Raw genomic sequence first — 24,298 nt, 5'->3', positions numbered from 1 at the left:
CAAACCCCGCTAGATTATGCCGCAACCGGAGACCGCTTCATGCCTGCACCGCTGAAATTCGTTGAGTCGCCCCTGACGCTTCCCGCAGCTGCCGATGCCGTTGTCATCGGTGGCGGCATCGTCGGCGTCTTTGCGGCCTATTACATGGCGCAGCGCGGCCTGAAGGTCGTTCTCGTCGAGAAGGGCCGGATCGGTGCGGAACAGTCGAGCCGGAACTGGGGCTGGTGCCGCCAGCAGAACCGCGATGCGCGGGAGCTGCCGATGGCGACGAAGAGCCTCGATCTCTGGGAGCGTTTCGCAGCTGTCTCAGGCGAGGATACCGGCTTTCGCCGCTGCGGGCTTTTCTATCTCAGCAACAGCGAAGAGGAACTGGCGGGCTGGGCGCGCTGGCGCGACTTTGCCCGCACCGCCGGCGTCACCACCCATATGCTCGACGGCGCCGAGGCGAGCGAGCGCGGCCGCGCGACGGGCAAATCCTGGAAGGGCGGCGTCTTCTCCCCGACCGACGGGACGGCCGACCCGGCGAGTGCTGCCCCGGCGGTGGCGCGCGCGATCCTGAAGCTCGGCGGCACGGTGCGCCAATCCTGCGCGGCCCGCGGCATCGAGACCGAAGGCGGGCGTCTTTCCGCCGTCGTCACCGAGCATGGCACCATTCGCACGAAAACCGCGGTTCTCGCCGGCGGCGCCTGGGCTTCCTCCTTCTGCCACCAGCTCGGCATCCGCTTTCCGCAGGCTTCGATCCGCTCATCGATCCTTGCGGTTTCCGCGCCGGCCGCTGCGCTGCCGGATGCGCTGCACACCTCCGCCGTCTCTGCCACGCGCCGCGGCGATGGCGGTTATACACTTGCCATCAGCGGCGGCGGCCGCGTCGACCTGACGCCGCAGCAATTTCGCTACGCGCCGCAGTTTCTGCCGATGTTCATCCGGCGGTGGCGAAGCCTGGCGCCCGGCGGATGGGAGGGAATGAGATCCGGTCACGAAACCTTGCGGCGATGGCGGCTGGACGCACCCACGCCGATGGAGCGGATGCGTATTCTCGACCCCAAGGTCGATCAGGCGACGATCCAGCGCACGCACGCGCGCGCCCTTGAACTCCTTCCCGATCTCAGGACAACCCAGGTCACCGCCGCCTGGGCGGGTTATGTCGACAGCACGCCGGATGGCGTGCCCGGGATCGGCGAAATCACTGAGATACCGGGCTTCATCCTGGCCGCCGGCTTCAGCGGGCACGGATTCGGCATTGGCCCCGGCGCCGGCCACCTGATCGCCGATATCGTCAGCGGCGACACGCCGATCGTCGATCCCAAGCCCTATCACCCCGCGCGGTTCAGGAAATCGGCCTGGGGCAAAGTCGCCGATTTTTAGACGGGAAGTAAACTGAGCGGCGTGGCGTCCCAGTCCCGCATGGCAACACAGACTTCCGCTCGGCTCGGAGCGCCGATGCGGCCGCCGAACACCTGGCATTTGAGAGCCGCCGCCATGGACGACAATCGCATCGTCTCCTCGATCGGCATGCCTTCCGCAATCGCGAGCGCGAAAGCGCCGTGGAAGATGTCGCCGGCCGCCAGTGTATCGACGGCCTCCACTTCAGGCGCTGTGAGATGACGGATTTTACTGGCGGGGTCGTCGAACCAGAACGAGCCGTTTTCGCCTGACGTGACGCTGATGAAGGCATGTTCGTATTTTCGTTTCAGACGGCTGACGACCTCCGGGAGATCGGCCGTTCCTGCAAGGCGTTCGGCCGCCGGCTGCGAGAAGACGATGTGGCTTGCCGCCGGCGCCAGCATCTCGATCACCCCGTCGCCGGCAACATCACCGTCGAGAATGGCGGGCTTACCCGCCTCTCTCGCCGCCAGCAGCGTCGCCAGCGCAAGCTTCGGCCATCGCACGTCGACCAGCACGGCGTCGAAGGACGAGACATCCTGTGCGGTCACCGGCTTGATCGTCTCGTGCAGCCGCGCATCGTAGAAAGGCACGATCAGGCGCTCTCCCCGATCATCGATCAGGATGGTCGAAACGGCCGAGCGCGCGCCTTCCGCCCGCAGCATGCCGCTCGTGTCGATGCCGCTATTGCCGAGATCAGTCATGATGCGGTCGCCGGTGGCGTCGTCGCCGACCGCACCCCAGAGACTGGCATGGCCGCCGAGCCGCGCGACGGCGAATGCCGCGCTCGATGCCATGCCCTCCGCGACCTGCAGCATGTCGTAGGGCAGGATCTTGCCTTGGCCGGCCGGCAGCGAGCGCACGCGAAAGAGGGTGTCGAGAACCGCCGCGCCAACGCAGAGCACGCGGCGCGGCGGGCCAGGAGGTGGATCGAAGGCGGAAGAAGTCAAAATCTTTGTCTCACCTGCTTACTTGACGGCCCCGGCCGTCAAGCCCGCCACGATCTGCCGCTGCGCAAACACCGTCAAGATCAGCACCGGCAAGGTGACGATCAGCGCCGCCGCCGCCAGCGGACCCCAGCTCACCTGCTCGAAGGAGAGCATGTTGTAGACGGCGACAGGAAGCGTGCGGGTCTCGCGGCTGGCGAGCACGATGCCGAAGACGAAATTGTTCCAGGAGAAGATCACCGACAGGATGAAGGCGACGACGATGCCGGGCTTTGCGATCGGCAGCGCGACCATGCGGAACACCTGCCAGGGTGTTGCGCCATCGATGCTTGCGGCTTCTTCCAGCTCCATCGGTGTCGTTTCGAAATAGCCGATCATGATCCAGACGACGATCGGTACGGTGACGACGAGATGGATGATGATCTGCGGCACCAGCGTGCCGAGCAGGTTCAGCCACTGGAACAACAGGAAGAGCGGGATCAGGAAGGAAAGACCCGGCGTCATGCGCGCGATCATGATGACCATGGCGGACTTCTCGGCTTTGAGACGTGCGATGCCATATCCGGCCGGCACGCCGATCAGGAGCGCCAGAAGCGTGGCCGCGCCCGTCACCAGCACCGAATTCCAGAGGTAGAGGAAGAAGTTGTTCTCCTCGAAGACCTTCACATAATTCGACCAGGCGAAGCGCTCCGGGATGAAGATCGGCGGATAGGCGCCGTTGTCGATCTCATATTTCAGCGACAGCGAGATCATCCAGAGAAAGAACAGCACGACTGGCGAGATCATCACCAGCGCGACGAACAGCAATCCGATGCGATCGAGCGTCTTGCGCTTCATCAGCGTGCCTCCCCGTCGGACCAGTTCACGCGCTGCCGGATCATCATGAGGACGAAGGAGAGCAGCACGATAAGCATGAAGAAGACGACTGCCATGGCCGAGCCATAGCCGATGTCGTAATAGGCAAAGGCGGTGTTATAGAGATAGATGTTGATCGTTTCCGACGCCGTGCCCGGGCCGCCCTGGGTCATCGCGTAGATGATGTCGAAGCTCTTCACGGCATCGATGCTGCGGATGATCACCGCGATCATCAGGAACGGCGCGATCATCGGCAGCGTGAGGTAACGGAATTTCTGCCAGACATTGGCGCCGTCGATCTCCGCACTCTCATAAGGCTCGCGCGGAACGGCGGCGAGACCGCCGAGCACGATCAGCATGACGAGCGGCGTCCACTGCCAGCTTTCGACCAGGACCAGCGAGGGGATGACGCTGGCCTGATTGTAGATCCACTCCTGCGGGGCGATGCCTGCGAAGGAGAGGAGATAGTTGAGGACGCCGAGCTGGGGATGGTACATCATCGTCCAGACGAGCGCGATGGCGACGGGGGTCGCCATCATCGGCATCACGAATATGCCTCGGATGAGACCGCGCAGCGGAAATTGGGCATCGAAGATCAGCGCGGCGAGCGTTCCGAGAAAAAGCGGAACCAGCACGGAGAGCGCCGTATAGAGCACCGTATGCCAGAGCGACTCCCAGAAGCGCATGTCGACGGCGAGCCTGATATAATTGTCCAGTCCCGCAAAGACCTGCGATTGGCCGAGCGTCCAGCTGTTGATGCTCATCCACACCGTGAACACCCATGGAAAGACGATCACGGCTGCAGTCACGATGAGCGCCGGGATGACGAAGGGCCAGTAGTTGGGAGCAAACCGGTCCGGTTTGCTCCCCCCTTTCGACGCCTTGGCCATAGCGGCCGTTTCGATGCCCGCCGAAGCCATTATCCCTCGCTTTTCGCCAGCACGGGTTCGAACTGGGCCGTTGCCGACTTCAGCTCGGTCGCGGGATCGGCGCCGCCGATCATGTTGGTGAGGCCGACGCCGTAGATGTCGCGGAACTCGGTGACCGGAATGATCACCGGCAGCGCGAGCTGCGAGATCTTGCCGGAACCGACGACGGCATCCAGCCATGCGGCCGGCATCTTGACGCCTTCGCGCACCTTCGCATCCTCGAGGATCGACTGGCGGAAGGGAACGCCGGCGCCGGCCTGTAGCAGGCGTGCGCCCATTTCATGCGAAATCGCCCATTGGCAGAAGAGATAGGCGGCTTCCTTCCTCTGGCTTGCCGCCACGACACCCAGCCCGTCGCCGAAGGTGCCTGCGGCCTGCGCCTTCGGGCCCTTCGGAATGATGCCGTAGCCGACCTGGCCGACGACGCGCGATTTTTCCGGATTCTCGATCGGCGGTGCAAAGCCGACACCGTCAAGCCACATGCCGATCTTGCCCTGCAGGAAGGCCGACTGCGCCTCGGCCCAGTTGAAGCCGGAGACGCCGGGAGGGGCGGTCTTGGTCATCAGCCTCTGGTAAAGCTTCGCCGCATCCACCGCTTCTTGCGATGTCGTGCGCAGCTTGCCGTCGGGGCCGAGCGGGCTCGAACCATAGCCGAGCAGCAGCGTCGTCCAGACCGGCGTATTGGCGTTCTTCAGGCCGCGGGCGACGAAGCCGTAAGTGTTGGTCGAGGCATCGGTGAGCGCCTCCGCAGCACTTGCGAGCTCCTCGAAGCTCGTGGGGTAGGCGAGCCCCTTCTTCTCGAACAGAGCCTTGTTCCAGTAGATGATCCAGTAATCGACCGAGAAGGGAAGAGAGCGCAGGACGCCGTTGGCATCCTTGGCGAAGGCGAGGCCGGCTTCGGCGAAGTCACCTTCCGTCAAAGACGGGTCGGTCAGCGAGGTGTCCTTCAGGAAGCTGCTGATATCGGCAAGCCAGCCACCCTTTTCGAACTGCCGCTTCTGGACATGGTAGCTCATATGAACGACGTCGAAGCTCGGCTTGCCCGAGCTCAGCTCGATCGTCGTCTTCTGCCGCTGCTGCTGTTCGGGCGTCGCTTCGGCATTGACCTTGATGCCGGTGAGCGCCTCGAATTCAGGCAGGTACTTCAGCAGTATTTCGCTGCGCGGGCTCTTGACCAGGTTCACCTCGAGCGTGGTGCCGGTGAAACGCTTCCAGTCGACCGCGGCAGATGCCTGCCGCATGCCGAGCATGCTGCTTGCCCCGAGCGCGGCCGTACCCGCCAGGAAGCCTCGCCTCGTCGGATTGAAGAATGATGGCATGTGACTCCTCCTCCTTTATTGCCGGCGATCTCCTCACCTCCGGCCGCTTATTCCCGATTAAATCCCCAGCGCACGATCCCTTGCGTTATTGATGTGTGCGACAAGGCTGTTGACGGCGTCCTCCGCCGATCGCCGCTCGATCGCCTCGAGCACCTTCAGGTGCTCGCCCATGACGGGCCCGACGTGACCCGCGATGCGGAAGCGGTCCTGGCTGATCAGGCGCATCTTGATCGAGTTCACGCGGTAGGCGTTCGAGATGATGGTATTTCCAAGCGCATCGATGAAGGCGTCATGCATGCCCCAATCGACGGCCTGGGCGCGCACTTCCAGTTCGTGCGAACCGTCGCCGCTTCGAATGGCATCGGCGATATCCCGGTGCTGCTTCAAGAGCTTTGCGATCGTCTCGTCCGAGGCGGATTTGGTGAAGAGCGCCACGGCTTCCTTCTCCAGGAACACGCGCAGCTGGAAGGCCTCGCGAATGAGGACGAGATCGATGTGGGCGATCTGCAGACCTCGCTGCGGCACGGTCTTGATCAGCCCTTCGGCTTCGAGCCGGGGGATGAGCTCGCGGATGGCGCCGAGCGGCAGTCCCGTCAGCTCGACGAGGCGGCGCTGGGAAACGAACTGGCCGGGACGCACGTCACGCGCAAGAAGATGGCGCGTGAAACTCGCATACGCCTTCTCCCTGAGTGTCGGCTGCTCCTCGGTTCCGTCCATCGCCTCCTCCAGAAACATCTCCGACCTATGCTGCTTTCGAGCGGAAAAGAGTATCGAAAGCCAGAGAGAGCTGCGCCTGCCCTTCGCCCGATAATGAAACGAGCGGCGGGCGAACCGCAAGCCAGATCTCCTCCGAGGCCACGCGCGCGACCATCGCCTTCACGGCTGCGATGACGGGATATTTCAGCAATTCGGGCACGAAATCCTCGACCCGCGGATCGTCCTTGCCGTCCTCGGCCATCAGCCTGACTTCGCGGGGCAGGAAATTCGCCATGCCTGATATCGCACCCTGGCCGCCGAGCCGCACGGCTCTCGCGAGGTGTCGTTCGTCGCCGACCAGGATGATGAGATCGCTATGCGCCTTGAGAAGCGCTTCGGTGTAAGGCCAGTCGCCGGAGGAATCCTTGACGCCCGTGACGATATGCGGAAAGGCGGCCCGCAGCCGGCCGATCAACGATACGCTCAGCGGCACCATGGTGACTGAGGGAAGATTGTAGACGATGATATCGCGCGCCTTGTCGCCGAGTATCGCGAACACGGCCGAAAACCAAAGGAAGACGCCGTCGTCGCTGACGTTCTTGAAATAGGACGGCGGGGCAAGAAGGATATTGCGGGCGCCCTTGGAAAGAGCATGATCAGCCTGCAACGCCGCATCCTCGGCGGCGTCGACCAGAACGCCGACGATGATATTCTCCGGCGCAATGCCGGCATCGAAGAAGGCTGAAAGAACGCGCTCGCGTTCCAGGCTGCCGATGGAGGAGCCCTCCCCCGTCGTCCCGAACAGCGTCACGCTGGAGCATCCGGCAGCAAGGCAGCGCCGCGCCTGCGCGATCATCGCATCGATCACAATATCACCATTGCCGTCAAACGGGGTGGCGAGAGCGACCGAAAGCCCGAATTTCTGTGTCAACGTTATTTCTCCCAGCTGATGAGTTAGGCATAGCAGACTAACATGTTAGTTGTAAAGATGTGATTGTTTACTGCGCTCGGCCACCATGAAGAAGGTTCTGGCTGTTGACAGGAGCGGGGAAAGCCGAGCACCACCGCGCGATCGAACCTGTGCCGGTTTCGTGGCGATGGCCACGGAGTGGTGGCACGTGGACACGGCGTCGATCTCGGGTACGAAGTCCAGCGCCGGGCATGTGGTCGGAGTTTGGCCGAAGGAGCCGTGAGTACTTGAAGGCTGTCGGCTTGGTCATCAATGGCGTTCGACCAGTTTGCGGATAGCGGTCTCAAAGGTCGTTGTGCCCTTGCGGGATCCGGCTTCACCGCCTCCGAATTCGATCCAGCCTTCGTTGAAGCCGTCAAGCATGCGCATACGGGGTCGGGGGTTCTGCATGCCCTGGTTCAAGAATAGCGCTTCCCAGGTCTCTCTTGCAACCAGCTCAGCACGAACCGCCTTGCCGAGCACGATAGAGAAGGCCTCCGCCATCTGCAGCGGCGTGATGCGAAAAGGGCCCTCAAGCTCAACAATGCGCTTACCGGCCCAGTCCTCCTGCAGCATTTCGGCCGCAACGGCGCCGACATCGCACACCGAAACCATCGGCACGGGCTTGGTGAGCGGCTGCAGGAAGCTTGGCATGATGCCGCTCTCCCTTGCAAGCGCGATGTCCCAGGTTGAATTCTCCATGAACCACCCGGCGCGCAGGAAGGCGACCGGCAGCGGAAGTGTCGACATAGCCTGCTCGAAGAGACCGAGCTGGCTTAGAAGATTCTCTTCCTTTGCCTGAGCGCCGACCGTCGATAGGCAGACCACCTTCTTTGGAGACGCCTTTGTGAGCGCCGTCTTCAGTGCTTCGATGATTGCCTTTACCTGCGGGAAACCCGGCGCAGGATCGAAGGTTGGCGGCAGAAGCAGGAAGACGCCCTCGGCGCCTTCGAAGGCCCGGGCGAGGTCCGGCGCGTCCGTCATGTCGGCAATGGCGATTTCCGCACCGCGATCCCGCCAGGCGCCTGCTTTTTCCGCATTGCGCAGGACTGCACGGACAGGCAGTCCCTGATCCATCAATTTCGCGCCGACCACGGCGCCAACCTGACCCGTTATTCCAGTCACAGCAAACATTCTCGGACTCCTTTTGGCAGCGGCCTGCGCCGCGATGAATGAAAGATGCGCCAAAGTGGCTTTTGACTGAATTGCGCTTTTGTCAGATAATTCATGACAAAACATCAGGAACTGGATGATGTTCGACGGACGATTGCTGAATGGGGTTAGCGTGCTAGCCGCCGTCGTTGAGAGCGGTAGTTTTGCGCGGGCAGGCGAGGCGCTGGGGCTGACAGCTTCTGGAATCAGCCGTGCGGTGGCGCGACTTGAAAGCCGCATCGGCGTGCGCCTGCTCGACCGGACGACCCGTTCCCTGAGACTCACCGATGACGGTACGCGTTTCTACGAGCAGGTCGTGCCGCTACTCGGCGGCATCGAAGAAGCCGCTGCCTATGCGGCCGGGACGACGCAGACGGTGCGTGTGAGGCTGCGGATCAATGTCGATCCCTATTTTTCGCGGCTGATCCTCGGGCCGAATTTCGGCGCCTTTCTCGACCGCTATCCCGATCTTCAGATCGAGGTGGTGACGCGGAACGAAATCGGCGACCTTGTCGCTGACGGCATGGATGTGGCGGTGCGCTTTGGCGAAATCCCGGCGAAGAGCTCGCTGATTGCCCGACAGCTTTTTCGCACGAGGGTGATCACGGTTGCCGCGCCGTCCTATCTTAAGCGGCACGGCACGCCGAAGCTGCCTGCCGACCTAACCGATCATACCTGCATCCTGTATCAGGATCCTTTGACGGGCAGACCTTTCGAATGGGAGTTGCGGCGCGGAAAGAAGGTGGTGCCGATCGAAACTCGTGGCCGCATTCTCGTCAATGATGCCGGCACGACGCTTGCTACCTGTCTCGCGGGGATCGGCATTGCCCAGGTCTTCTCGCTCGGCATGAAGCCCTATCTCGACTCTGGTCAGTTGGTCGATCTCTATCCGGACTGGCCTGATGAGACCTTTCCGCTGCACTGCTTCTACACCTCCCGCCATCATGTGCCGGCCAAGGTTCGCACCTTCATTGACTTCTGCGTCGAAATCGTCGGATCAGCCGCCGGCGGCGGAAGATCAGCGTTGGCCTAATTCAAGGACAGCTTGCGGCCCAGGTAAGCACAGGATGCATGATTTCGAGGGTAAATAAATCGAGTTTGCCACCGGCCGTTGCTGCGGTGGTCAAACAGTTTTGCACGATACGCTGTCGTCACGATTTTCGGGTTTGGCGAATGCGCATTGTCGGAACAGATTGATCTCGCCCGTCCTTGGGTCGAACCAGCGCAAGGAGAAAGCGATGAGAGAGTTGATCCTGACCATGGCCATGTCGCTCGACGGCTTTGTCAGCGGCCCCGAGGGCGAAACCGAATGGATATTTTCCGGCGACCAGGAGGCCATTGCCTGGAAGGTGGAGAATGCGTGGAATGCCGGGCTGCACATCATGGGCAGCCGCACCTTCCAGGGCATGGCCAGCTATTGGCCGACCGCGACAGGAGTATTCGCCCCGCCGATGAACCAGATTCCGAAGGCCGTCTTCTCAAAACAAGGGCCGGCGATCCTGAAGGCTGCTGAAACGGCCAAAGGGCGCGGTGAAGGGCTGCAGCCCGGCGCGGAAAGTTGGGGTGAGGCCTATGTGGCGAGCGGCGATCTGGCCGAAGAAATCGCCAGGCTGAAAGCCCATGATGGCAAGCCGATCATCGCCCATGGCGGTGCCGCCTTTGCGCGCAGCCTCATCGCCCATGATCTGGTCGATCAGTACATGCTGATGGTGTATCCGCTGGCCCTCGGCAAGGGCTTGCCGATCTTCTCCGACCTCGCCCAACCCAGGCAGCTCGAGCTGATCGGCTCAAAGGTCTTTCCGAAGGGCTCGATGGCTCAGATCTATCGACCGACCTGACTATATTTAGTCGACGAATTTGACCGTCACGCCCGGTTTCACCATTCCAGCAAGCTCTTCCGCATCCCAGTTGGTCAGGCGGACGCAGCCGTGCGATGCGCCCTTGTCGATCAGTTCCGGATCGGGCGTGCCGTGAATGCCGTAGGTCGGCTCGGTCAGATCGATCCAGATGCTGCCGACCGGTCCGTTCGGTCCTTTGGGGATGGTTAGGATCTTGTCGTTCTTTCCCTGCTTGAAATTGATCTTCGGATCGTATCGGTAGACGGGCATCCGCGCGACACCCTTGACCTTGTGCGTACCGCTCGGAGACGGATTGTCCCTGCTGCCTACCGTCGCCGGATAGGCCGCAAGCATCGATCCGCCTTCGTCATAGGCCAGGACCTGTCCCGTCCTGGCATTCACCTCGATGCGTTTGGCCCTCCCCTCTTTGGGAGGTCCCGTCGTCACCACCTCGATCGTTTTGCCGGGTGCGAATTCGGTGCCGGGATTGAGCGCCTTCAGCAGATCGATGTCCATATGGAACCGCTCCGACAGCCTCTCCTCCACGCTGGTATATCCCATGCTCGTCATCCCCGCCTTCTCCCCGTAATCCTCGGGAATGCGGTCGACGAGACCGCCGGCATCCTCTTTGGTGATGATATAGCTTTCGACGATGGCTGGGCCGGTTTCCAGCCGGCCGAGCGCGTCGGGATCGAGTTTGCCGTCGGGCGCAAGCTTGTTCATCGTCTCGAACGCGGCGACGGCCTTGCCGACATTCTCGCCATACAAGCCATCGATCACGCCCGGCGAAGAACCTGCGCGGTCAAGAAGCACCTGGAGACGCACGATCGCCGGATCCGGGTCCGGCGACGGTTTCTTTGGGCGCTCTTGCGCAATCGAAGCAAGCGATGCGGTGTTGATGGCATCGGCCGTCAGTTCCAGCGCATTCGCCGTACCGAATGAGAAAAGCAGAACCAGTGTTGCGATCGGTGTGACAGGTTTCATGATCCAACAAATGATCGCCGGCCATACTTGTTCCACCGGAGGAGGAAGCCGTCGGTCAACGCTTACGCTGCCGCCGCTTCCCTTCCCCCTACTCTCTTGCAGGCTTCGAGCCGTGCTGACGGCCTTATTGCAATATGCGCGGTATCTGCTGTTCTTCCGCGGCGAAGCCGGGCATGGCGGCGGCGCCGCTGCCTTCCAGGCCGGTCGCCACGACCGAGACCCGGAACCTTCCGTCAAGGCCACGGTCGAAGATGGCGCCGACGACAATTTCGGCATCCGCCTGCACTTCGTCGCGAATGCGGCTCGCCGCCTCGTCGACTTCGAACAGTGTCATGTCGGAGCCGCCCGAAATCGAAATCAACACGCCTTTGGCGCCCTTCATCGAGAGGTCGTCGAGCAGCGGGTTTGCAATCGCCCCCTCCGCCGCCTTCATCGCCCGGCCTTCGCCCGTGGCCTCGCCCGTGCCCATCATCGCCCGTCCCATGCCGCGCATCACCGATTTCACATCGGCGAAATCGAGGTTGATCAGGCCTTCCTTGACGATGAGGTCGGTGATGCAGCCAACGCCCGAGTAGAGCACGCGATCGGCGGTCATGAAGGCATCGGCAAAGGTGGTTTTCGCATCGGCGATGCGGAAGAGGTTCTGGTTGGGAATGACGATGACGGTATCGGCGGCCTGGCGAAGTGCCTCGATGCCGACCTCGGCCGTCCGCATGCGGCGATTGCCCTCGAAGGAAAACGGCTTGGTGACGACGCCGACCGTCAGGATGCCCGCATCGCGGGCGGCCCGTGCGATCACCGCGGCGGCGCCCGTTCCGGTTCCGCCGCCCATGCCGGCGGTGACGAAGCACATGTGCGAACCGCTGAGGTGATCCATGATCTCGTCAAGCGACTCCTCGGCCGCCGCCCGACCGACCTCCGGCAACGAGCCCGCGCCGAGCCCCTCGGTCACCTGCGCTCCAAGCTGGATGCGCCGGGTGGCCTTCGAGGTCGCAAGCACCTGGGCATCCGTGTTCGCCGCGATGAACTCGACGCCGGCGAGCTTCTCCGCGATCATGTTGTTGATCGCATTTCCGCCGCCACCGCCGACGCCGATGACGGTGATGTTCGGCCGCAACCCCAAAATGCCGCTCTTGGCGTCCGTCATCGCATAATCCTCTCTTGTCCTTTGAATGCCCCATTCTCGCCCGCGGCGACGAATCGTTCGGCAGATTAAGGACGTAAAAAGGCACAGGCAGGGCGAAAGCGCTACTCCTTCACTGCACCCGTCATCGAGGACACGTAATAATCCACGAAGAAAGAATAGAGGATGACGACCGGCAGGGAGCCGAAGAGCGCGCCGGCCATCAGCGATCCCCATTCGAAGACGTCGCCGCGCACCAGTTCGGTCAGGACGCCGACCGGGATGGTCTTGTTCTCCGAGGACTGGATGAATGTCAGCGCGTAGATGAATTCGTTCCAGGAGAGCGTGAAGGCGAAGATGCCGGCCGAGATCAGGCCGGGCACGGCGAGCGGCAGGATGATCTTGATGAGGATCTGCCAGCGGTTGGCGCCGTCCACCAGCGCGCTTTCCTCGAGTTCGAACGGGATCGAGCGGAAATAGCCCATCAGCAGCCATGTGCAGAACGGGATCAGGAAGGTGGGATAGGTGAAGATCAGCGCCAGGCGCGAGTCGTAGATCCCGAGCTTGAAGACGATGAAGGCGAGCGGGATGAACAGGATCGACGGCGGAATGAGATAGGCGAGGAAAATGACGAGGCCGATCTGCCGGGAACCCGTGAAGCGCACGCGCTCGATCGCATAGGCGCCGAAGACCGAGGCGACCAGCGACAGCGCCGTCGATCCCACGGCCACCAGCATCGTATTCCACAGCCAGCCGGGATAGGAGGTTTCCAGGAACAGGTATTTGATGTGGTCCAGCGTCGGCCCCACCACCCAGAAGGGGCTGTAATTGTTATAGTCCGTCAGCTGCTCGTTCGGCTTCACGGCGGTGATCGCCATCCAGTAGAAGGGAAAGAGCAGCACGAAAACGAAGAGCGCCATCGGCAGGTAGAGCATCACCACCCGCCGCGGCAGGCGGTTCAGATAGCTCATGCCCTCGGCATTGTCGGTCAGGACCTCATCGGCCGAATTGAGATTTGTCGACATGGTTATTTCCCCCTAATCCTGACCACCCTGCTGCCATTTGCGGCGTTGCAGGCCGAAGAAACTGAACATGATGGCGCCGAGCAGGAAGGGTATCATGGCAACGGCGATGGCCGCCCCTTCGCCGAGCTGGCCGCCCGGAATGCCGCGCTGGAAAGAGAGTGTCGCCATCAGATGCGTGGCATTGACCGGCCCGCCCTTGGTCAGCACGTAGATCAGCTGGAAATCCGTGAAGGTGAAGAGCACCGAGAAGGTCATGACCACGGCGATGATCGGCGTCAGCATCGGCAGCGTCACATAGCGGAAGCGCTGCCAGCTCGTCGCGCCGTCGAGCGAGGCGGCTTCCTGCAGCGAGGCCGGAATGGTCTGCAGGCCGGCGAGCAGCGAGATCGCCACGAACGGAATGCCGCGCCAGACATTGGCAACGATGACGGAAATACGTGCATTGGTGGCATCGCCAAGGAAGTTGATCGGCGCGCTGATCAGCCCGAGCTTCATCAGCGACCAGGAGATGATCGAGAATTGGGAATCGTAGATCCACCAGAAGGCCAGGGCCGAAAGCACTGTCGGTACCACCCAGGGCAAGAGCACGATCGCCCGGAAAAAGGATTTGAACGGCAGGTGCTGGTTCAAGAGCAGCGCCAGCCAGAGGCCGAGCACGAATTTCAGCAGCGAGGCGACGAAAGTGTAGAGAATGGTGTTGAAGACCGACATCCAGAAAACGGCGTCGTCGGCGAGGAACTGATAGTTCTCCAGGCCGATGAAGACGCCGTCGCGGCCGATCCGCGTATCGGTGAAGCCAAGCCAGACGCCGAGCCCGAGCGGATAGGTGAGAAAGCAGACGAGGAACACGGCGGCCGGCAGCATGAACAGGAAGCCGAGCACATTGTTGTTCTGCATGAGCGAGGAGATCGGGCCGCGCGTATCCCCGGATTTCAAGGTCGACATTGCATGCCTCCAGTTTGCTTTCGGTCCTGATGCATGTCGCCCGGAAGTGTTCAGCGGTTCCGGGACAACGACATGCATAAAAACAAGGAACTAAAGCGCGGTGTATGGATCAAAATTCGTGCGACGCGCTTTAGAGAAGCTGGCGGCATGCCTTGTGATCGGCATGCCGCCTGTCTCGGGCTCCGATTAGATGCGGTAGTAGCGGTTCGCCCGGCGTTCGGCTTCCTTCATCGCATCTTCCGGCGACTTCTGGCCGGTGACGGCAGCGGCATACATGTCGACCAGAACATAGTCGGCCATGGTCGCCGCGGAGGCGTAGCCCAGTGGGCCGGCATAGCCGTTCGGGCGCAGCTTTTCCGAAGCGCGCGCATAGGGCGCGTGGATCGGATCGGCGGTCCAGATCGGGTTCTTGGCGAAGGCCTTGAGGGGCTGGCAGCAATAGGCGCTGGAGCCCTGGATCCAGGCATTCATCTGGTCGGCTTCCATCATGAACTTGATGTAGGCCTTGGCCGCCTCGGGATATTTCGTGTGCTTGAAAAGCAGCAGCGAGCTCGTCTGGAAAAGCTCCACGCTCTTGCCGACAGGCCCGATCGGGAAGTTCGTCGTGCGCATGTCCTTGGCGATGTCGGCGAGCTTCGGATCGTTCTTGGCCGTGTAATAGACCGAAACGCCGTTGGCGATCAGCGAAACCTGGCCGGCGAGGAACGCGCGGTTGTTGTTGACGTCCTGCCAGCTTTCCGTGCCCGGAATGAAGGTCGCGTAGAGCTCCTTGGCATAGTTGATCGAGGCGAGCGTCTCAGGGCTGTTGATCGTGACCTTGCCGCCCTCGTCGACCATCATGCCGCCATGGCTCCACAGCAGCCAATGGGCGTAATTGTTGCCGTCTCCGACCGCCTTGCCGTGCGGGAAGCCGGCGGGCGTGCCCTTTGCCTTCATCGCCTTGCAAAGTTCGAGGAAGCCTGCCGTATCGTTCGGGAATTCACTGAAGCCGGCGGCCTTCACATGGGTGTCGCGATAGACGACGGCATTGCCGATCGCCGTCAGCGGCATGGCGATGAACTTGTCGTCGCGTGTGGCGTAGCCCTTCACGCCGTCGTACCAGCCCTCGTATTTGTTGCCGAGATAGTTGCCGAGTTCAGTGAGATCGACCAGCTTGTCCGGATATTGGTGCGCATCGTCGAACCAGCACATGATGAGATCGGGGCCGGAGCCGACATTGGCGGCAACGGCGGCCTTCGGACGGATGTCCTCCCAGCTCTCCTTGTCGATGCGCACTTCGACGCCCGTCGCTTCCGTGAATTTCTTGGTGTTGGCGAGCCAGGCTTCTTCGTCGCCTTTCACGAAAGGCGTCCAGCGCAGTAGGCGCAGGCTCGCGCCGCTTTCCGGGGTGTAGGTCGGTTCGGCCTGCGCCAGAGATGGCCTGATGCCAAGACCGGCGACACCGGCAACGGCTGCCGATGCAGCAAGAAATTCACGTCTCTTGATCGTCATGAGATTCCTCCTCATTGAAACAGCGGGAGCGAGTTCTCCGGCGTCCACCTCCCGCTTGGTGAAGTCCGGTCTGACATCCTGTGAAATGGGATGTTTGTGCTCCGGCGGACTGGAAGACTCCTCTTCTTCCTTAACCCCGCCGGGTGGCATCAGTCGGTCAATCTCCTGCCGCCTTCGGCATCGAAGAGATGGACATGCGCGGCGTCGATCCCCACCCGGATGGCTTCGCCCGGGCGCGCATTGACACGCTCGCGGAAGACGCAGCTGACCTCGCTGCCGCCGAGGCGGACGGTGAGGTGCGTCTCATAGCCGGTCGGCTCGATCACCACGATCTCGGCCGGCAGGCCGTTCTGATCGAGCGAGATATATTCGGGGCGCAGCCCGTAGACGAGGTCGCGGCCCTTGGCACTCGCCGGCGGATTGGCGACGGGCAGCCGCGTGCCGTTGACCGCGACGAACTGGCTGGCATCATCAGGATCGAGCCTGCCGTGGATCATGTTCATCGCGGGCGAGCCGATGAAGCCGCCGACGAAGAGGTTGGCGGGGCGGTCGTAAAGCTCGAGCGGCGTGCCGATCTGCTCGACGATGCCGTCATGCATGACGACGATCTTGTCGGCCATGGTCATCGCCTCGATCTGGTCATGGGTGACGTAGACCGTCGTCGTCTTCAGCCGCTGGTGCAGTTCCTTGATCTCGGCGCGCATGGCGACGCGCAGTTTCGCATCGAGGTTGGACAGCGGCTCGTCGAACAGGAAGACCTCCGGATCGCGCACGATGGCGCGGCCCATGGCGACGCGCTGCCGCTGGCCGCCGGAAAGCTGGCGGGGATAACGGTCGAGCAGCTTGTCGAGACCGAGGATGCCGGCGGCATATTTCACCCGCTTTTCCGCTTCCGCTTTCGGCGCCTTGTTGAGCATGAGCGAAAAGCCCATGTTCTGCTCCACCGTCATATGCGGGTAGAGCGCATAGTTCTGGAACACCATGGCGATGTCGCGGTCTTTCGGCGGCAGCGTATTGACGACGCGCCCGCCAATCTTGATCTCGCCGCCGGAAATGTTCTCGAGCCCGGCCAGCATCCTCAGAAGAGTGGATTTGCCGCAACCCGAAGGGCCGACGAGGATGACGAATTCCCCATCGGCAATATCGATGTCCACCCCCTTGATGACGGGATGCGCACCGAATGATTTCCGGATATTCGCGAATTGAACGTTTGCCATATTCCCTCCTCCCAGTTCATGAGCATTGCGCAGGCACGTATTTCTGTCGTTTTCGACCGATGGCGGCTCGTTGGTTTCACCCTCGCCCGACGAAGGGCATCTGCGTCGCCATCACGGTCATGGTCAGCACGTTGGCGCTGAGCGGCAGGCTCGCCATGTAGACGACCGCATCGGCAATATGCGCGGGGTCGATCGTCGGCTCGGTGGCGATGCTGCCGTTGGCCTGCAGCACACCTGATGCCATCCTCTTCGTCATGTCGCTTGCGGCATTGCCGATATCGATCTGGCCGCAGGCGATGTCGAATTCGCGCCCGTCGAGGGCGGTGGATTTGGTGAGCCCGGTGATGGCGTGTTTGGTCGCCGTGTACGGCGCCGAATTGGGCCGTGGCGTGGTGGCGGAGATGGAGCCGTTGTTGATGATGCGGCCGCCGCGCGGGCTCTGGCTCTTCATCAGCCGGAAGGCCTGCTGGGTGCACAGGAAGGCGCCGGTGAGGTTGGCCGCGACGATGGCGTTCCACTGCCCGAACGAAACCTCCTCGAGCGGAACGGCGGGCACGCCGACACCGGCATTGTTGACCAGCAAATCGAGCCGTCCGTATTTTTCCAGGATCGTATCGAAGAGCGCCCGCACCGAAGAGGGATCGCCGACATCGGCGGGAATCGCGAGAAACTCCGCGCCGGTCTCGCCGCCAAGTTCCGTGGCTGCCCTTTCGAGCACGTCGGTCCGGCGGCCCGATATGACGACCTTGTAGCCGGCAGCACCAAGCGCTTTCGACATGGCGCGTCCGACGCCGGTGCCGCCGCCGGTCACCAGCGCGATCTTTGTCTCTCCGCTCGCCAACGTGCTCATGCGATCCTCCCGCCGAGTTCATCCTCGATATGCACCTGCAGGATCTCGTCGAAGCTCGTTTCCGCCTTGAAGCCGAGCGAGGAGGCCCTTGTCGCATCGAACTGGGTCGGCCAGCCGGCGACGATGCGTTCGATCACCGGATCGGGCACTGGCTTGATGAGGGCGACGGCCTTGTCGCCGGCGACCCGGCGCAGGGCCTCGATCTCTTCGGAAACCAGCGCGGAGAGGCCGGGCATGGTGAGGTTGCGGCGCGCGCCGATCCGGGCCGTGTCGATCGTCGCCGCATGGACGAAAAAGCCGACGGCTGCGCGCGGGCTTGCAAACCAGTGCCGCACGCTGTCGCTGACCGGCAATATGGCTTCCTTGCCGACCAGCGGCTCACGCAGGATGTTGGAGAAGAAACCGGAGGCCGCCTTGTTCGGCGCGCCCGGACGCACCGTGATGGTCGGCAGTCTGATACCGATGCCATCGAAAATGCCGCGGCGGGAGTAATCGGCCAGCAGCAGCTCGGCGATCGCCTTCTGAGTGCCATAGCTCGTCAGCGGCGTCGTGAAGAATTCGTCGGGAATGACCTCCGGGAAAGGCGTGCCGAAGACGGCGATCGAGGAGGCGAAGACGACGCGCGGCACATAATCGCTCTTGAGGCCGAGTTGTCGGATCGCATCGAACAGCGCGCGGGTGCCGTCGAGATTGACGGCGTAGCCCTTGTCGAAATCCGCCTCCGCCTCACCGGAGACGATTGCCGCAAGATGGAAGATCAGATCTGGGCGGCTTTCGATCAGCCTGTCGGCCGCGCCAGTCCCGGCAAGGTCGACCGTCAGCGCCGTGGAGACGGGCCGAAGCGCTTCCGGCACCGGCGGCTGAAAGGCGTCCGCCAGCGTCAGACGGGTGACGGGCCGGCCGAAAGCCAGCGGCTCGCGCGCAATTTTTTCGACCAGCTTGCGGCCGACCATGCCGGCCGCGCCCAAAATCATCACATGCATATCGGCTCTTCCTCCCGTTGGCCGGTGTCGTCAGTCAGGTTCCCGCCGTGTCGCAGCGCCTATGCCTCCTCGCATATAGGTCGGCAGATCACGTTGGCAGGATGCGCGTCGTCTCCTTCATCGATAGGCTCCAAGCCAGCTCAAGCCTGCTTCCGTCGATGTCGCCGGCCGATATTCGGCGCCGATCGGCCTGTCGTAGCCAAGCTCATCCAGGGAATGCAGGATATGGCGGTAGTCGACCTCTCCATGGTCCGGTTCGCGCCGATCGGGGACCGAGGCGATCTGGATGTGTCCGATCGAAGCCAGATATTTCTGCAACCTGTGGGTCAAATCGCCTTGCATGATCTGCAGATGGTAGCAATCGAACATAAGTCGGATGTTGCGAGCCCCGACGGCGGCGATGATCTCCAGCGCCTGTTCCGAGGTCTGCAGGAAATAGCCGGGCGCATCCCGCAGATTGAGCGGCTCGATCAGCACCGTGATCCCTGCCCTGCCGGCCAGATCGCAGGCATGGCGCAGGTTTTCGATGAGGGTCGCCTTCGCCTCTTCGCCGGAAGCCTTGCCGGCCATCACATGCACATTGAGCGCGCCGATCGCCTGGGCATAGTCGACGGCCTCGGCGATTGCCCGACGCGCTTCCTGTTCGCGCCCCGGCACCGCCGCAAGCCCGTTGTCGCCGGCTTCGACATTGCCGCGGATCGTATTGATGCCGAGCATGGTGAGCCCGGTTTCGGCAAGTGCGGCGCGGACCGCTTCCGCGGGAAACGCATAGGGGTAATGGCATTCGACCGCGTCGAAGCCGGCGGCCTTCGCCGCGCGGATGGCGTCAGGCAGCGCAAGCTCCTGCCAGAGGAAGCCGAGATTGGCGGAAAAACGGGCCATCGCTAATCCCATTCCACGTCGAAGGTCCGCACGATCTGTTCGATCTGCGCACCTGTGAGCAGCGTGGGATTGGCGTCACGTGTCAGCATGGCGAGCTTTGCCGTCTCCTCCAGTTCCTCGATCGCGTAGACGGCCGCTTCCAGGTCTTTTCCCGCGACGACGGGACCATGAGCCGCCAGCATCACGGCGCTGCGTTTGCCGGCAAGGCCGCGGATCGCGTCGCCCATCGCCGGATCACCAGGCATGAAATAGGGAAGCAGCTTCACCTTGCCGAGCTTCATGATCGAATAGGCCGTCAATGGCGGCAGCATGTTTTCGGCATCGACATCGGGTAGCAGCGACAGCGCCACGGAATGGCAGGAGTGAAGATGCACGACCGCGCCGGTCTTTGCGGCCCGAGTCTCGTAGAAAGCCTGATGCAGCGGCATTTCCTTCGTCGGCTTGTCGCCGCCGATCAACCTGCCGCCGGCATCGAAGAGGGAAAGGCGCGCAGGATCAAGCCGGCCGAACGAGCTTCCGGTTGGCGTCACCAGCAGACGGCCGTCACCGAGGCGCGCGGAGATATTGCCCGACGAGCCTGATGTCAGGCCGCGATCGAAGAGCGATTTCGCCATGGCGCATATTTCTTCCCGCAGCCGGGTCTCTTCGCTCATGCCGCCTCCAACAGATTGAGCGCGTCCTCGAAGAAGGTTTCGCGACCGAAATTGCCTGATTTCAGCGCAAGCGCGATCCGCTCGCCCTCGACCTCGGCAAAGGTCCAGGGAACGCCGGGGGCAATTTCCGGCCCGATTTCCAGCCGTGTCACGCCAAGCGCCTTGGTGACGGCGCCCGACGTTTCGCCGCCGGCGACGACGAAGCGGCGGATGCCGCGCCGGAATGCCGCGCGGGCGAGATCGGCAAGCGCCTGCTCCACCAACTGGCTTGCCTTTTCCAGGCCGAGCTTTTCCTGCGCCCGCTTGACGTCATCCGGCTCGGCGGTTGCGAAAATGAGTTTCGGCGCATCGGGCGACTGCTGCCGCAGCCATGCCTCAGCTGCCCCCGCCCCTTCGGCGGCAAGCGTCAGTGGGTCGAGCCGCAGGCTTGCGCTCTGGCTGCCGTAATGGGCAACTTGTCTCCGCGTCATTGCCGAGCAGCTGCCCGACAGCACGATCTGCCCGCCCTGCGGCGGCGAGCCCGAGCGTCTGGCGGAAGGCGGCAAAACCATGCCTTGCTCGATATAGAGACGCGGAAGCTGACCGGCGACCGCGCTGCCGCCTGTCACGAGCGGAAAATCTGCGGTGGTAGCGGCGATCGCTCGGAGATCCTCGTCGCAAACGGCATCGACGATGACATGCCGCACGCCATCGTCGGCGAGCGCCTCCAGCCGCGCTTTCAGCGCCTCCGCGCCACGAGCGACGACATGGCGATTGGCAAGGCCGACCTTGCCGCCAACCTGCGGCGCCAGAAGCCTGACCAGGCTGGAATCGCGCATCGGCGTCAGCGGGTGGTCCTTCATAGGGCTTTCCGACAGCAGATCTTCGCCGACGAAGAGATGTCCCATGAAGATGCTGCGGCCGTTTTCCGGGAATGCCGGGCAATAGATCGTCTGCCTCACACCGAGTTCGGTCATCAGCATTTCGGCAATGGGGCCGATATTGCCTTCAGCAGTGCTGTCGAAGGTCGAGCAATATTTCCAGAAGAAACGGACAGCACCTGTCCGCTTCAGCCAGGCGAAGGCCCGGCTTGCCTCTTCGACGGCCTCTGCCACCGGCGTGGTCCGGCATTTGAGCGCGATGACCTCGAAGGCGGCAGCATCCGCTGCACTTTCGTCCTCTGAGGGCACGCCGATGCGCAGCGAGACGGGCAGACCGCTGCGCGCCAGCAGAGCCGCAAGGTCCGTTGCGCCGGTAAAATCATCCGCGATGCAGCCGAGCACGGTTCTCATGGGAAGCTAGCCTTCCATGCCGGGCAGGGTAGCGCCGCATTTGCGCGCCAGGATCTTTGCCACCGCCGCGTCGTCCTCGCGCCCGAGACCGGCCTCTGAGGCCTCGACGAAGAGATCAAGGGCTGTGGCGGCTAGCGGCGTGACGCCGCCGGTGCGCTCGGCCTCCGACCGCACGATGCCGAGATCCTTGACGAAAATATCGACCGCCGAACGGGGCGTGTAGTCGCCCGCGACGATGTGTTCGCCGCGGTTTTCGAACATCCAGGAGGAGCCCGCCGAAACGCGCAACACATCATAGAGCGTCTGGAGGTCAATGCCCGCCTTGGCGGCGAGCGTCATCGCTTCCGCGGTGGCGGCGATATGGACGCCGGCCAGAAGCTGGTTGATCATCTTGACCTGGGAGCCGGGGCCGGGTTGGTCGCCGAGCCGGAAGATCTTGGCCGAGATGGCGTCAAGGGCGGCACCCGCGCGCTCGAAAGCCGCGTTCGAACCCGAGGCCATGATGGTGATCTCGCCGGAAAGCGCCTTGACGTGGCCGCCTGAAACAGGCGCATCGACGACCAGCATGCCGGCTGCCTCAAGGCGCTCGGAAATGGCGATCGTGGCGCTCGGCGCCATCGTGGTGCAGAGCAGGAAGACGGTGCCGGCCGCGGCCGTTTCCAGCGCGCCCTGCGGGCCGAACAGCACATGCTCGACCTGGGTGTTGTTGACGACGTAAACGAAGACGGCCTCCGCACCATCGGCCGCCGCCGCCGGCGTGTCGCAAGCCGTGCCGCCCGCTTCGGCAAAGCGCTGCAGCACTTCGGGGCGGACGTCGCAGCCGTTGACGGCAAAACCTGCCCTCAGAAGCGAGAAAGCCGCGCCCCAGCCCATGGAGCCGAGCCCGATGACTGCTGATTTGCTGATGCCTCGCACGGCTATTCTCCTGTGCCACACAAGTTTTCGGGGGCTGTTACCGATACCGGTATCGATAACAAAGCTCATTTCAAGCGGCTGTGTCAAGCGTTGGTTGCTTTCCTTTTTTACAAAATGGCCTATGAATCTGTCGTTGCCGGCTTACGCGGCAGTTGGCAGATAGGAACCACCGCGATGCGCAAATCCACACTGGAAGAGGTTGCCGCTGCCGCCGGCGTCAGCAAGATGACGGCATCTCGCGCGCTTCGGGGTGCCGCCGACGTCTCCAAGGAAACGCGGGAAAAAGTGCTGCAGGAGGCCGAGCGGCTGAGCTATGTCGGCAACCAGCTGGCGCTCTCGCTGTCCTCGCAGCGCACCAACCTTGTCGCCGTCGTCGTTCCCAGCATGTTGAACATCGTCTTTCCCGAGATGCTGGCGGGCATTTCCGCCGGTCTGCGGGGCTCCGGCATGCAGGCGGTTTTCGGCATCTCCGATTACGACATGGCCAAGGAGCGCGAGATCATCCGCGACATGCTCTCCTGGCGGCCAGCCGCCATCATCGTGACGGGGCTCGACCAGCCGCCCGAGACGGTCAGGATGCTCCAGCATGCCGATATCCCCGTCATCCAGCTGATAGACCTCGACGGCACGCCCGTCGATTTCAACGTCGGGCTTTCGCATGGCAAGGCCGGAGAGGAGATGGCGGCGGCGCTGCTTGCGGCCGGCCGGCGGCGGTTCGGCTATATCGGCTGCGGGCTGGAGAGAGACTTGCGCGCCGGCAAGCGCAAGGCTGGCTTCGAGAAGGTGCTGCGCGAGAACGGTCTTTCTTTCCTGCACGAGCGGATCGACGGCGCCTATTCCTCTATCGCGCATGGCAAGCAGCTGACCATGTCAATGCTGGCGACGACCCGCGATCTCGACTGCATCTACTATTCCAGCGACGACATGGCGACCGGCGGCGCCTTCGCCTGCCTGGAACTCGGGGTTTCCTCTCCCGGAGAAATCCTCATCGCCGGCTTCAACGGGCTCGACATCGCCCGCGCGCTGCCGATCAAGATCGCGACTTCGATCTCGCCACGCCGCCGCATGGGCGAAGCCGCCGCGACCCTGCTGCTGTCTGTACGCCGCGGCAGCCCGCCTTCCGAAAAAGTGATCGCCTTCCAACCGGAGATCACCGGGATCTAGGTCGATGCCGAGAACGCCGTTCTCACCTTCATGCGCCGCGATGAGCAGGCAGGCAGGCGGGATGTCGGCTTCATCAGTAGCGACGTGAGGGTCTCACGCGCCCGACGGTGCAACGGCCCGCAACGCGGTTCTGACGATTGCATCGCCAAACTCCGGCGAGACCGGGCGATGGCCGACCAGCAGCCGGAAGAAGACCGGTCCGTAGATCATGTCGAGCAGCGCGTCCATATCAACGGGCGGAACGATCTCTCCCCGAGCCAGAGCCTCCTCCAGGATGACACGACCCGCGTTGCGGCTCGACAGGATCACCCGATTGCGGAAGGCCTTGGTGAATTCGCTTTCCGGGTCGGCGGCCGCGAGTGCCATCGTGATCTGCCGCCCACGCGTGCTCGCAAAGGCAGTCACCAGTCCTCTCATCTGCGCGACGAGAGCCGCCTGCGCCGTGCCCCCTCCAACTTCGGCTTCCGGTAGCCGGTTGACCAGAAGAGCGGCCATCGCCAGTTCCTGCGCGTTGGCCCAGGAGCGGTAGATCGTCGGCTTGCCGACCCCGGACCGTGCCGCCACGGCTTCGATCGTCATGCGGCCAAAACCTTCGGTCATCAGGATTTCATGGGCGGCCTCCAAGGCGCGCTTCTGCGCGGCAGCGCTTGGCGGCCGCCCTCGTTTCTTCGGTGTTGCGTTACTCTCTTGACTCATATCTTTACGATACGTAACGTTAATATAAGAC

At 62.8% G+C, this 24,298-nt stretch carries 24 protein-coding genes; 4 read left to right on the top strand and 20 right to left on the bottom strand.

All coding sequences use genetic code 11. From position 1 onward, the window contains the following. The first annotated feature begins 39 nt into the window (after window positions 1-39). On the top strand, window positions 40-1,365 hold the full coding sequence (locus tag EFQ99_RS25815) for an NAD(P)/FAD-dependent oxidoreductase (RefSeq protein ID WP_126924041.1): 1,326 nt from the start codon (window positions 40-42) through the stop codon (window positions 1,363-1,365). Here the strand turns inward: EFQ99_RS25815 and EFQ99_RS25810 are convergent. The 7 genes from EFQ99_RS25810 to EFQ99_RS25780 form a co-directional block, all read right to left on the bottom strand. After that, on the bottom strand, window positions 1,362-2,336 hold the full coding sequence (locus EFQ99_RS25810; RefSeq protein WP_126924040.1) for a sugar kinase: 975 nt from the start codon (window positions 2,334-2,336) through the stop codon (window positions 1,362-1,364). The genes EFQ99_RS25815 and EFQ99_RS25810 overlap by 4 nt on opposite strands. A 15-nt stretch (window positions 2,337-2,351) precedes the next feature. Next, window positions 2,352-3,167 (bottom strand): carbohydrate ABC transporter permease, encoded by an 816-nt coding sequence (locus tag EFQ99_RS25805; protein ID WP_126924039.1) that lies wholly within the window; start codon window positions 3,165-3,167, stop codon window positions 2,352-2,354. Further along, complete coding sequence (locus EFQ99_RS25800) at window positions 3,167-4,105, bottom strand: carbohydrate ABC transporter permease (protein WP_126924038.1); 939 nt, start codon at window positions 4,103-4,105, stop codon at window positions 3,167-3,169. The genes EFQ99_RS25805 and EFQ99_RS25800 overlap by 1 nt, the downstream gene beginning before the upstream one ends. Then, the gene (locus tag EFQ99_RS25795; protein ID WP_126924037.1) at window positions 4,105-5,433 is read right to left on the bottom strand and encodes an ABC transporter substrate-binding protein; all 1,329 of its coding nucleotides are present in this window, start codon (window positions 5,431-5,433) and stop codon (window positions 4,105-4,107) included. The genes EFQ99_RS25800 and EFQ99_RS25795 overlap by 1 nt, the downstream gene beginning before the upstream one ends. 57 nt (window positions 5,434-5,490) lie before the next feature. Continuing rightward, on the bottom strand, window positions 5,491-6,168 hold the full coding sequence (locus tag EFQ99_RS25790; RefSeq protein WP_208722816.1) for a GntR family transcriptional regulator: 678 nt from the start codon (window positions 6,166-6,168) through the stop codon (window positions 5,491-5,493). 7 nt (window positions 6,169-6,175) lie between these two features. Continuing rightward, window positions 6,176-7,060, bottom strand: coding sequence for a dihydrodipicolinate synthase family protein (locus tag EFQ99_RS25785; protein WP_126924035.1), 885 nt, complete (start codon window positions 7,058-7,060; stop codon window positions 6,176-6,178). 288 nt (window positions 7,061-7,348) lie between these two features. Then, window positions 7,349-8,212, bottom strand: coding sequence for an NmrA family NAD(P)-binding protein (locus EFQ99_RS25780; protein WP_126924034.1), 864 nt, complete (start codon window positions 8,210-8,212; stop codon window positions 7,349-7,351). A gap of 118 nt (window positions 8,213-8,330) precedes the next feature. Between EFQ99_RS25780 and EFQ99_RS25775 the strand changes: the two genes are divergently transcribed. Both EFQ99_RS25775 and EFQ99_RS25770 read left to right on the top strand, forming a co-directional pair. Further along, window positions 8,331-9,263, top strand: a complete 933-nt coding sequence (locus tag EFQ99_RS25775; protein ID WP_126924033.1) for a LysR family transcriptional regulator — start codon at window positions 8,331-8,333, stop codon at window positions 9,261-9,263. Between the two features lie 205 nt (window positions 9,264-9,468). Next, window positions 9,469-10,068, top strand: a complete 600-nt coding sequence (locus tag EFQ99_RS25770) for a dihydrofolate reductase family protein (RefSeq protein ID WP_126924032.1) — start codon at window positions 9,469-9,471, stop codon at window positions 10,066-10,068. Window positions 10,069-10,074: 6 nt separating this feature from the next. On the opposite strand, the gene EFQ99_RS25765 is transcribed toward EFQ99_RS25770, so the two are convergent. From EFQ99_RS25765 to ltnD, 12 genes are all read right to left on the bottom strand, one after another. Further along, window positions 10,075-11,052 carry a L,D-transpeptidase family protein gene (locus EFQ99_RS25765; RefSeq protein WP_126924031.1) on the bottom strand — a complete coding sequence of 326 codons (978 nt, stop codon included), beginning with the start codon at window positions 11,050-11,052 and terminating at the stop codon, window positions 10,075-10,077. A gap of 124 nt (window positions 11,053-11,176) precedes the next feature. Further along, window positions 11,177-12,199, bottom strand: coding sequence for a cell division protein FtsZ (gene ftsZ / locus EFQ99_RS25760; RefSeq protein ID WP_126924030.1), 1,023 nt, complete (start codon window positions 12,197-12,199; stop codon window positions 11,177-11,179). Between the two features lie 101 nt (window positions 12,200-12,300). Next, entirely contained in the window at window positions 12,301-13,200 is a 900-nt protein-coding gene (locus EFQ99_RS25755; RefSeq protein WP_126924029.1) for a carbohydrate ABC transporter permease, read from the bottom strand. 12 nt (window positions 13,201-13,212) lie between these two features. After that, window positions 13,213-14,145: a carbohydrate ABC transporter permease gene (locus tag EFQ99_RS25750; protein WP_126924028.1), complete on the bottom strand. Its 933-nt coding sequence runs from the start codon at window positions 14,143-14,145 to the stop codon at window positions 13,213-13,215. 186 nt (window positions 14,146-14,331) lie between these two features. Next, window positions 14,332-15,636 (bottom strand): ABC transporter substrate-binding protein, encoded by a 1,305-nt coding sequence (locus tag EFQ99_RS25745; protein WP_126924027.1) that lies wholly within the window; start codon window positions 15,634-15,636, stop codon window positions 14,332-14,334. Between the two features lie 149 nt (window positions 15,637-15,785). Beyond that, window positions 15,786-16,853, bottom strand: coding sequence for an ABC transporter ATP-binding protein (locus EFQ99_RS25740; protein ID WP_126924026.1), 1,068 nt, complete (start codon window positions 16,851-16,853; stop codon window positions 15,786-15,788). 76 nt (window positions 16,854-16,929) lie between these two features. Further along, window positions 16,930-17,703: an SDR family oxidoreductase gene (locus tag EFQ99_RS25735; RefSeq protein WP_126924025.1), complete on the bottom strand. Its 774-nt coding sequence runs from the start codon at window positions 17,701-17,703 to the stop codon at window positions 16,930-16,932. Beyond that, window positions 17,700-18,686, bottom strand: a complete 987-nt coding sequence (denD, locus tag EFQ99_RS25730; protein ID WP_126924024.1) for a D-erythronate dehydrogenase — start codon at window positions 18,684-18,686, stop codon at window positions 17,700-17,702. The genes EFQ99_RS25735 and denD overlap by 4 nt, the downstream gene beginning before the upstream one ends. 117 nt (window positions 18,687-18,803) lie before the next feature. Continuing rightward, a complete protein-coding gene (locus EFQ99_RS25725) occupies window positions 18,804-19,568 on the bottom strand; it encodes a hydroxypyruvate isomerase family protein (protein ID WP_126924023.1) in 765 nt (254 codons plus the stop codon). Window positions 19,569-19,570: 2 nt separating this feature from the next. After that, window positions 19,571-20,221, bottom strand: a complete 651-nt coding sequence (otnC, locus tag EFQ99_RS25720) for a 3-oxo-tetronate 4-phosphate decarboxylase (protein WP_126924022.1) — start codon at window positions 20,219-20,221, stop codon at window positions 19,571-19,573. After that, entirely contained in the window at window positions 20,218-21,492 is a 1,275-nt protein-coding gene (gene otnK, locus EFQ99_RS25715; protein ID WP_126924021.1) for a 3-oxo-tetronate kinase, read from the bottom strand. The genes otnC and otnK overlap by 4 nt, the downstream gene beginning before the upstream one ends. 6 nt (window positions 21,493-21,498) lie before the next feature. Further along, complete coding sequence (gene ltnD / locus EFQ99_RS25710; protein ID WP_342635429.1) at window positions 21,499-22,365, bottom strand: L-threonate dehydrogenase; 867 nt, start codon at window positions 22,363-22,365, stop codon at window positions 21,499-21,501. Window positions 22,366-22,581: 216 nt separating this feature from the next. Between ltnD and EFQ99_RS25705 the strand changes: the two genes are divergently transcribed. After that, window positions 22,582-23,571 (top strand): LacI family DNA-binding transcriptional regulator, encoded by a 990-nt coding sequence (locus EFQ99_RS25705; RefSeq protein ID WP_126924020.1) that lies wholly within the window; start codon window positions 22,582-22,584, stop codon window positions 23,569-23,571. A 93-nt stretch (window positions 23,572-23,664) separates the two neighbouring features. Here the strand turns inward: EFQ99_RS25705 and EFQ99_RS25700 are convergent, their stop codons facing one another. Beyond that, a complete protein-coding gene (locus EFQ99_RS25700) occupies window positions 23,665-24,267 on the bottom strand; it encodes a TetR/AcrR family transcriptional regulator (RefSeq protein WP_126924019.1) in 603 nt (200 codons plus the stop codon). Window positions 24,268-24,298 lie beyond the last annotated feature (31 nt).

Origin of the sequence: Rhizobium vallis (assembly GCF_003985155.1) — a bacterium.
Taxonomy (GTDB): domain Bacteria; phylum Pseudomonadota; class Alphaproteobacteria; order Rhizobiales; family Rhizobiaceae; genus Rhizobium; species Rhizobium vallis.
This window is presented reverse-complemented; position numbering and strand designations above follow the sequence as displayed.

Coding starts and splice junctions, on each gene's coding strand:
- EFQ99_RS25815 (WP_126924041.1), top strand. CDS start 40: ATGCCTGCACCGCTGAAATTCGTTGAGTCGCCCCTGACGCTTCCCGCA.
- EFQ99_RS25805 (WP_126924039.1), bottom strand. CDS start 3,167: ATGAAGCGCAAGACGCTCGATCGCATCGGATTGCTGTTCGTCGCGCTG.
- EFQ99_RS25800 (WP_126924038.1), bottom strand. CDS start 4,105: ATGGCTTCGGCGGGCATCGAAACGGCCGCTATGGCCAAGGCGTCGAAA.
- EFQ99_RS25795 (WP_126924037.1), bottom strand. CDS start 5,433: ATGCCATCATTCTTCAATCCGACGAGGCGAGGCTTCCTGGCGGGTACG.
- EFQ99_RS25790 (WP_208722816.1), bottom strand. CDS start 6,168: ATGTTTCTGGAGGAGGCGATGGACGGAACCGAGGAGCAGCCGACACTC.
- EFQ99_RS25780 (WP_126924034.1), bottom strand. CDS start 8,212: ATGTTTGCTGTGACTGGAATAACGGGTCAGGTTGGCGCCGTGGTCGGC.
- EFQ99_RS25775 (WP_126924033.1), top strand. CDS start 8,331: ATGTTCGACGGACGATTGCTGAATGGGGTTAGCGTGCTAGCCGCCGTC.
- EFQ99_RS25770 (WP_126924032.1), top strand. CDS start 9,469: ATGAGAGAGTTGATCCTGACCATGGCCATGTCGCTCGACGGCTTTGTC.
- EFQ99_RS25765 (WP_126924031.1), bottom strand. CDS start 11,052: ATGAAACCTGTCACACCGATCGCAACACTGGTTCTGCTTTTCTCATTC.
- ftsZ (WP_126924030.1), bottom strand. CDS start 12,199: ATGACGGACGCCAAGAGCGGCATTTTGGGGTTGCGGCCGAACATCACC.
- EFQ99_RS25755 (WP_126924029.1), bottom strand. CDS start 13,200: ATGTCGACAAATCTCAATTCGGCCGATGAGGTCCTGACCGACAATGCC.
- EFQ99_RS25750 (WP_126924028.1), bottom strand. CDS start 14,145: ATGTCGACCTTGAAATCCGGGGATACGCGCGGCCCGATCTCCTCGCTC.
- EFQ99_RS25745 (WP_126924027.1), bottom strand. CDS start 15,636: ATGACGATCAAGAGACGTGAATTTCTTGCTGCATCGGCAGCCGTTGCC.
- EFQ99_RS25740 (WP_126924026.1), bottom strand. CDS start 16,853: ATGGCAAACGTTCAATTCGCGAATATCCGGAAATCATTCGGTGCGCAT.
- EFQ99_RS25735 (WP_126924025.1), bottom strand. CDS start 17,703: ATGAGCACGTTGGCGAGCGGAGAGACAAAGATCGCGCTGGTGACCGGC.
- denD (WP_126924024.1), bottom strand. CDS start 18,686: ATGCATGTGATGATTTTGGGCGCGGCCGGCATGGTCGGCCGCAAGCTG.
- EFQ99_RS25725 (WP_126924023.1), bottom strand. CDS start 19,568: ATGGCCCGTTTTTCCGCCAATCTCGGCTTCCTCTGGCAGGAGCTTGCG.
- otnC (WP_126924022.1), bottom strand. CDS start 20,221: ATGAGCGAAGAGACCCGGCTGCGGGAAGAAATATGCGCCATGGCGAAA.
- otnK (WP_126924021.1), bottom strand. CDS start 21,492: ATGAGAACCGTGCTCGGCTGCATCGCGGATGATTTTACCGGCGCAACG.
- ltnD (WP_342635429.1), bottom strand. CDS start 22,365: ATGGGCTGGGGCGCGGCTTTCTCGCTTCTGAGGGCAGGTTTTGCCGTC.
- EFQ99_RS25705 (WP_126924020.1), top strand. CDS start 22,582: ATGCGCAAATCCACACTGGAAGAGGTTGCCGCTGCCGCCGGCGTCAGC.
- EFQ99_RS25700 (WP_126924019.1), bottom strand. CDS start 24,267: ATGAGTCAAGAGAGTAACGCAACACCGAAGAAACGAGGGCGGCCGCCA.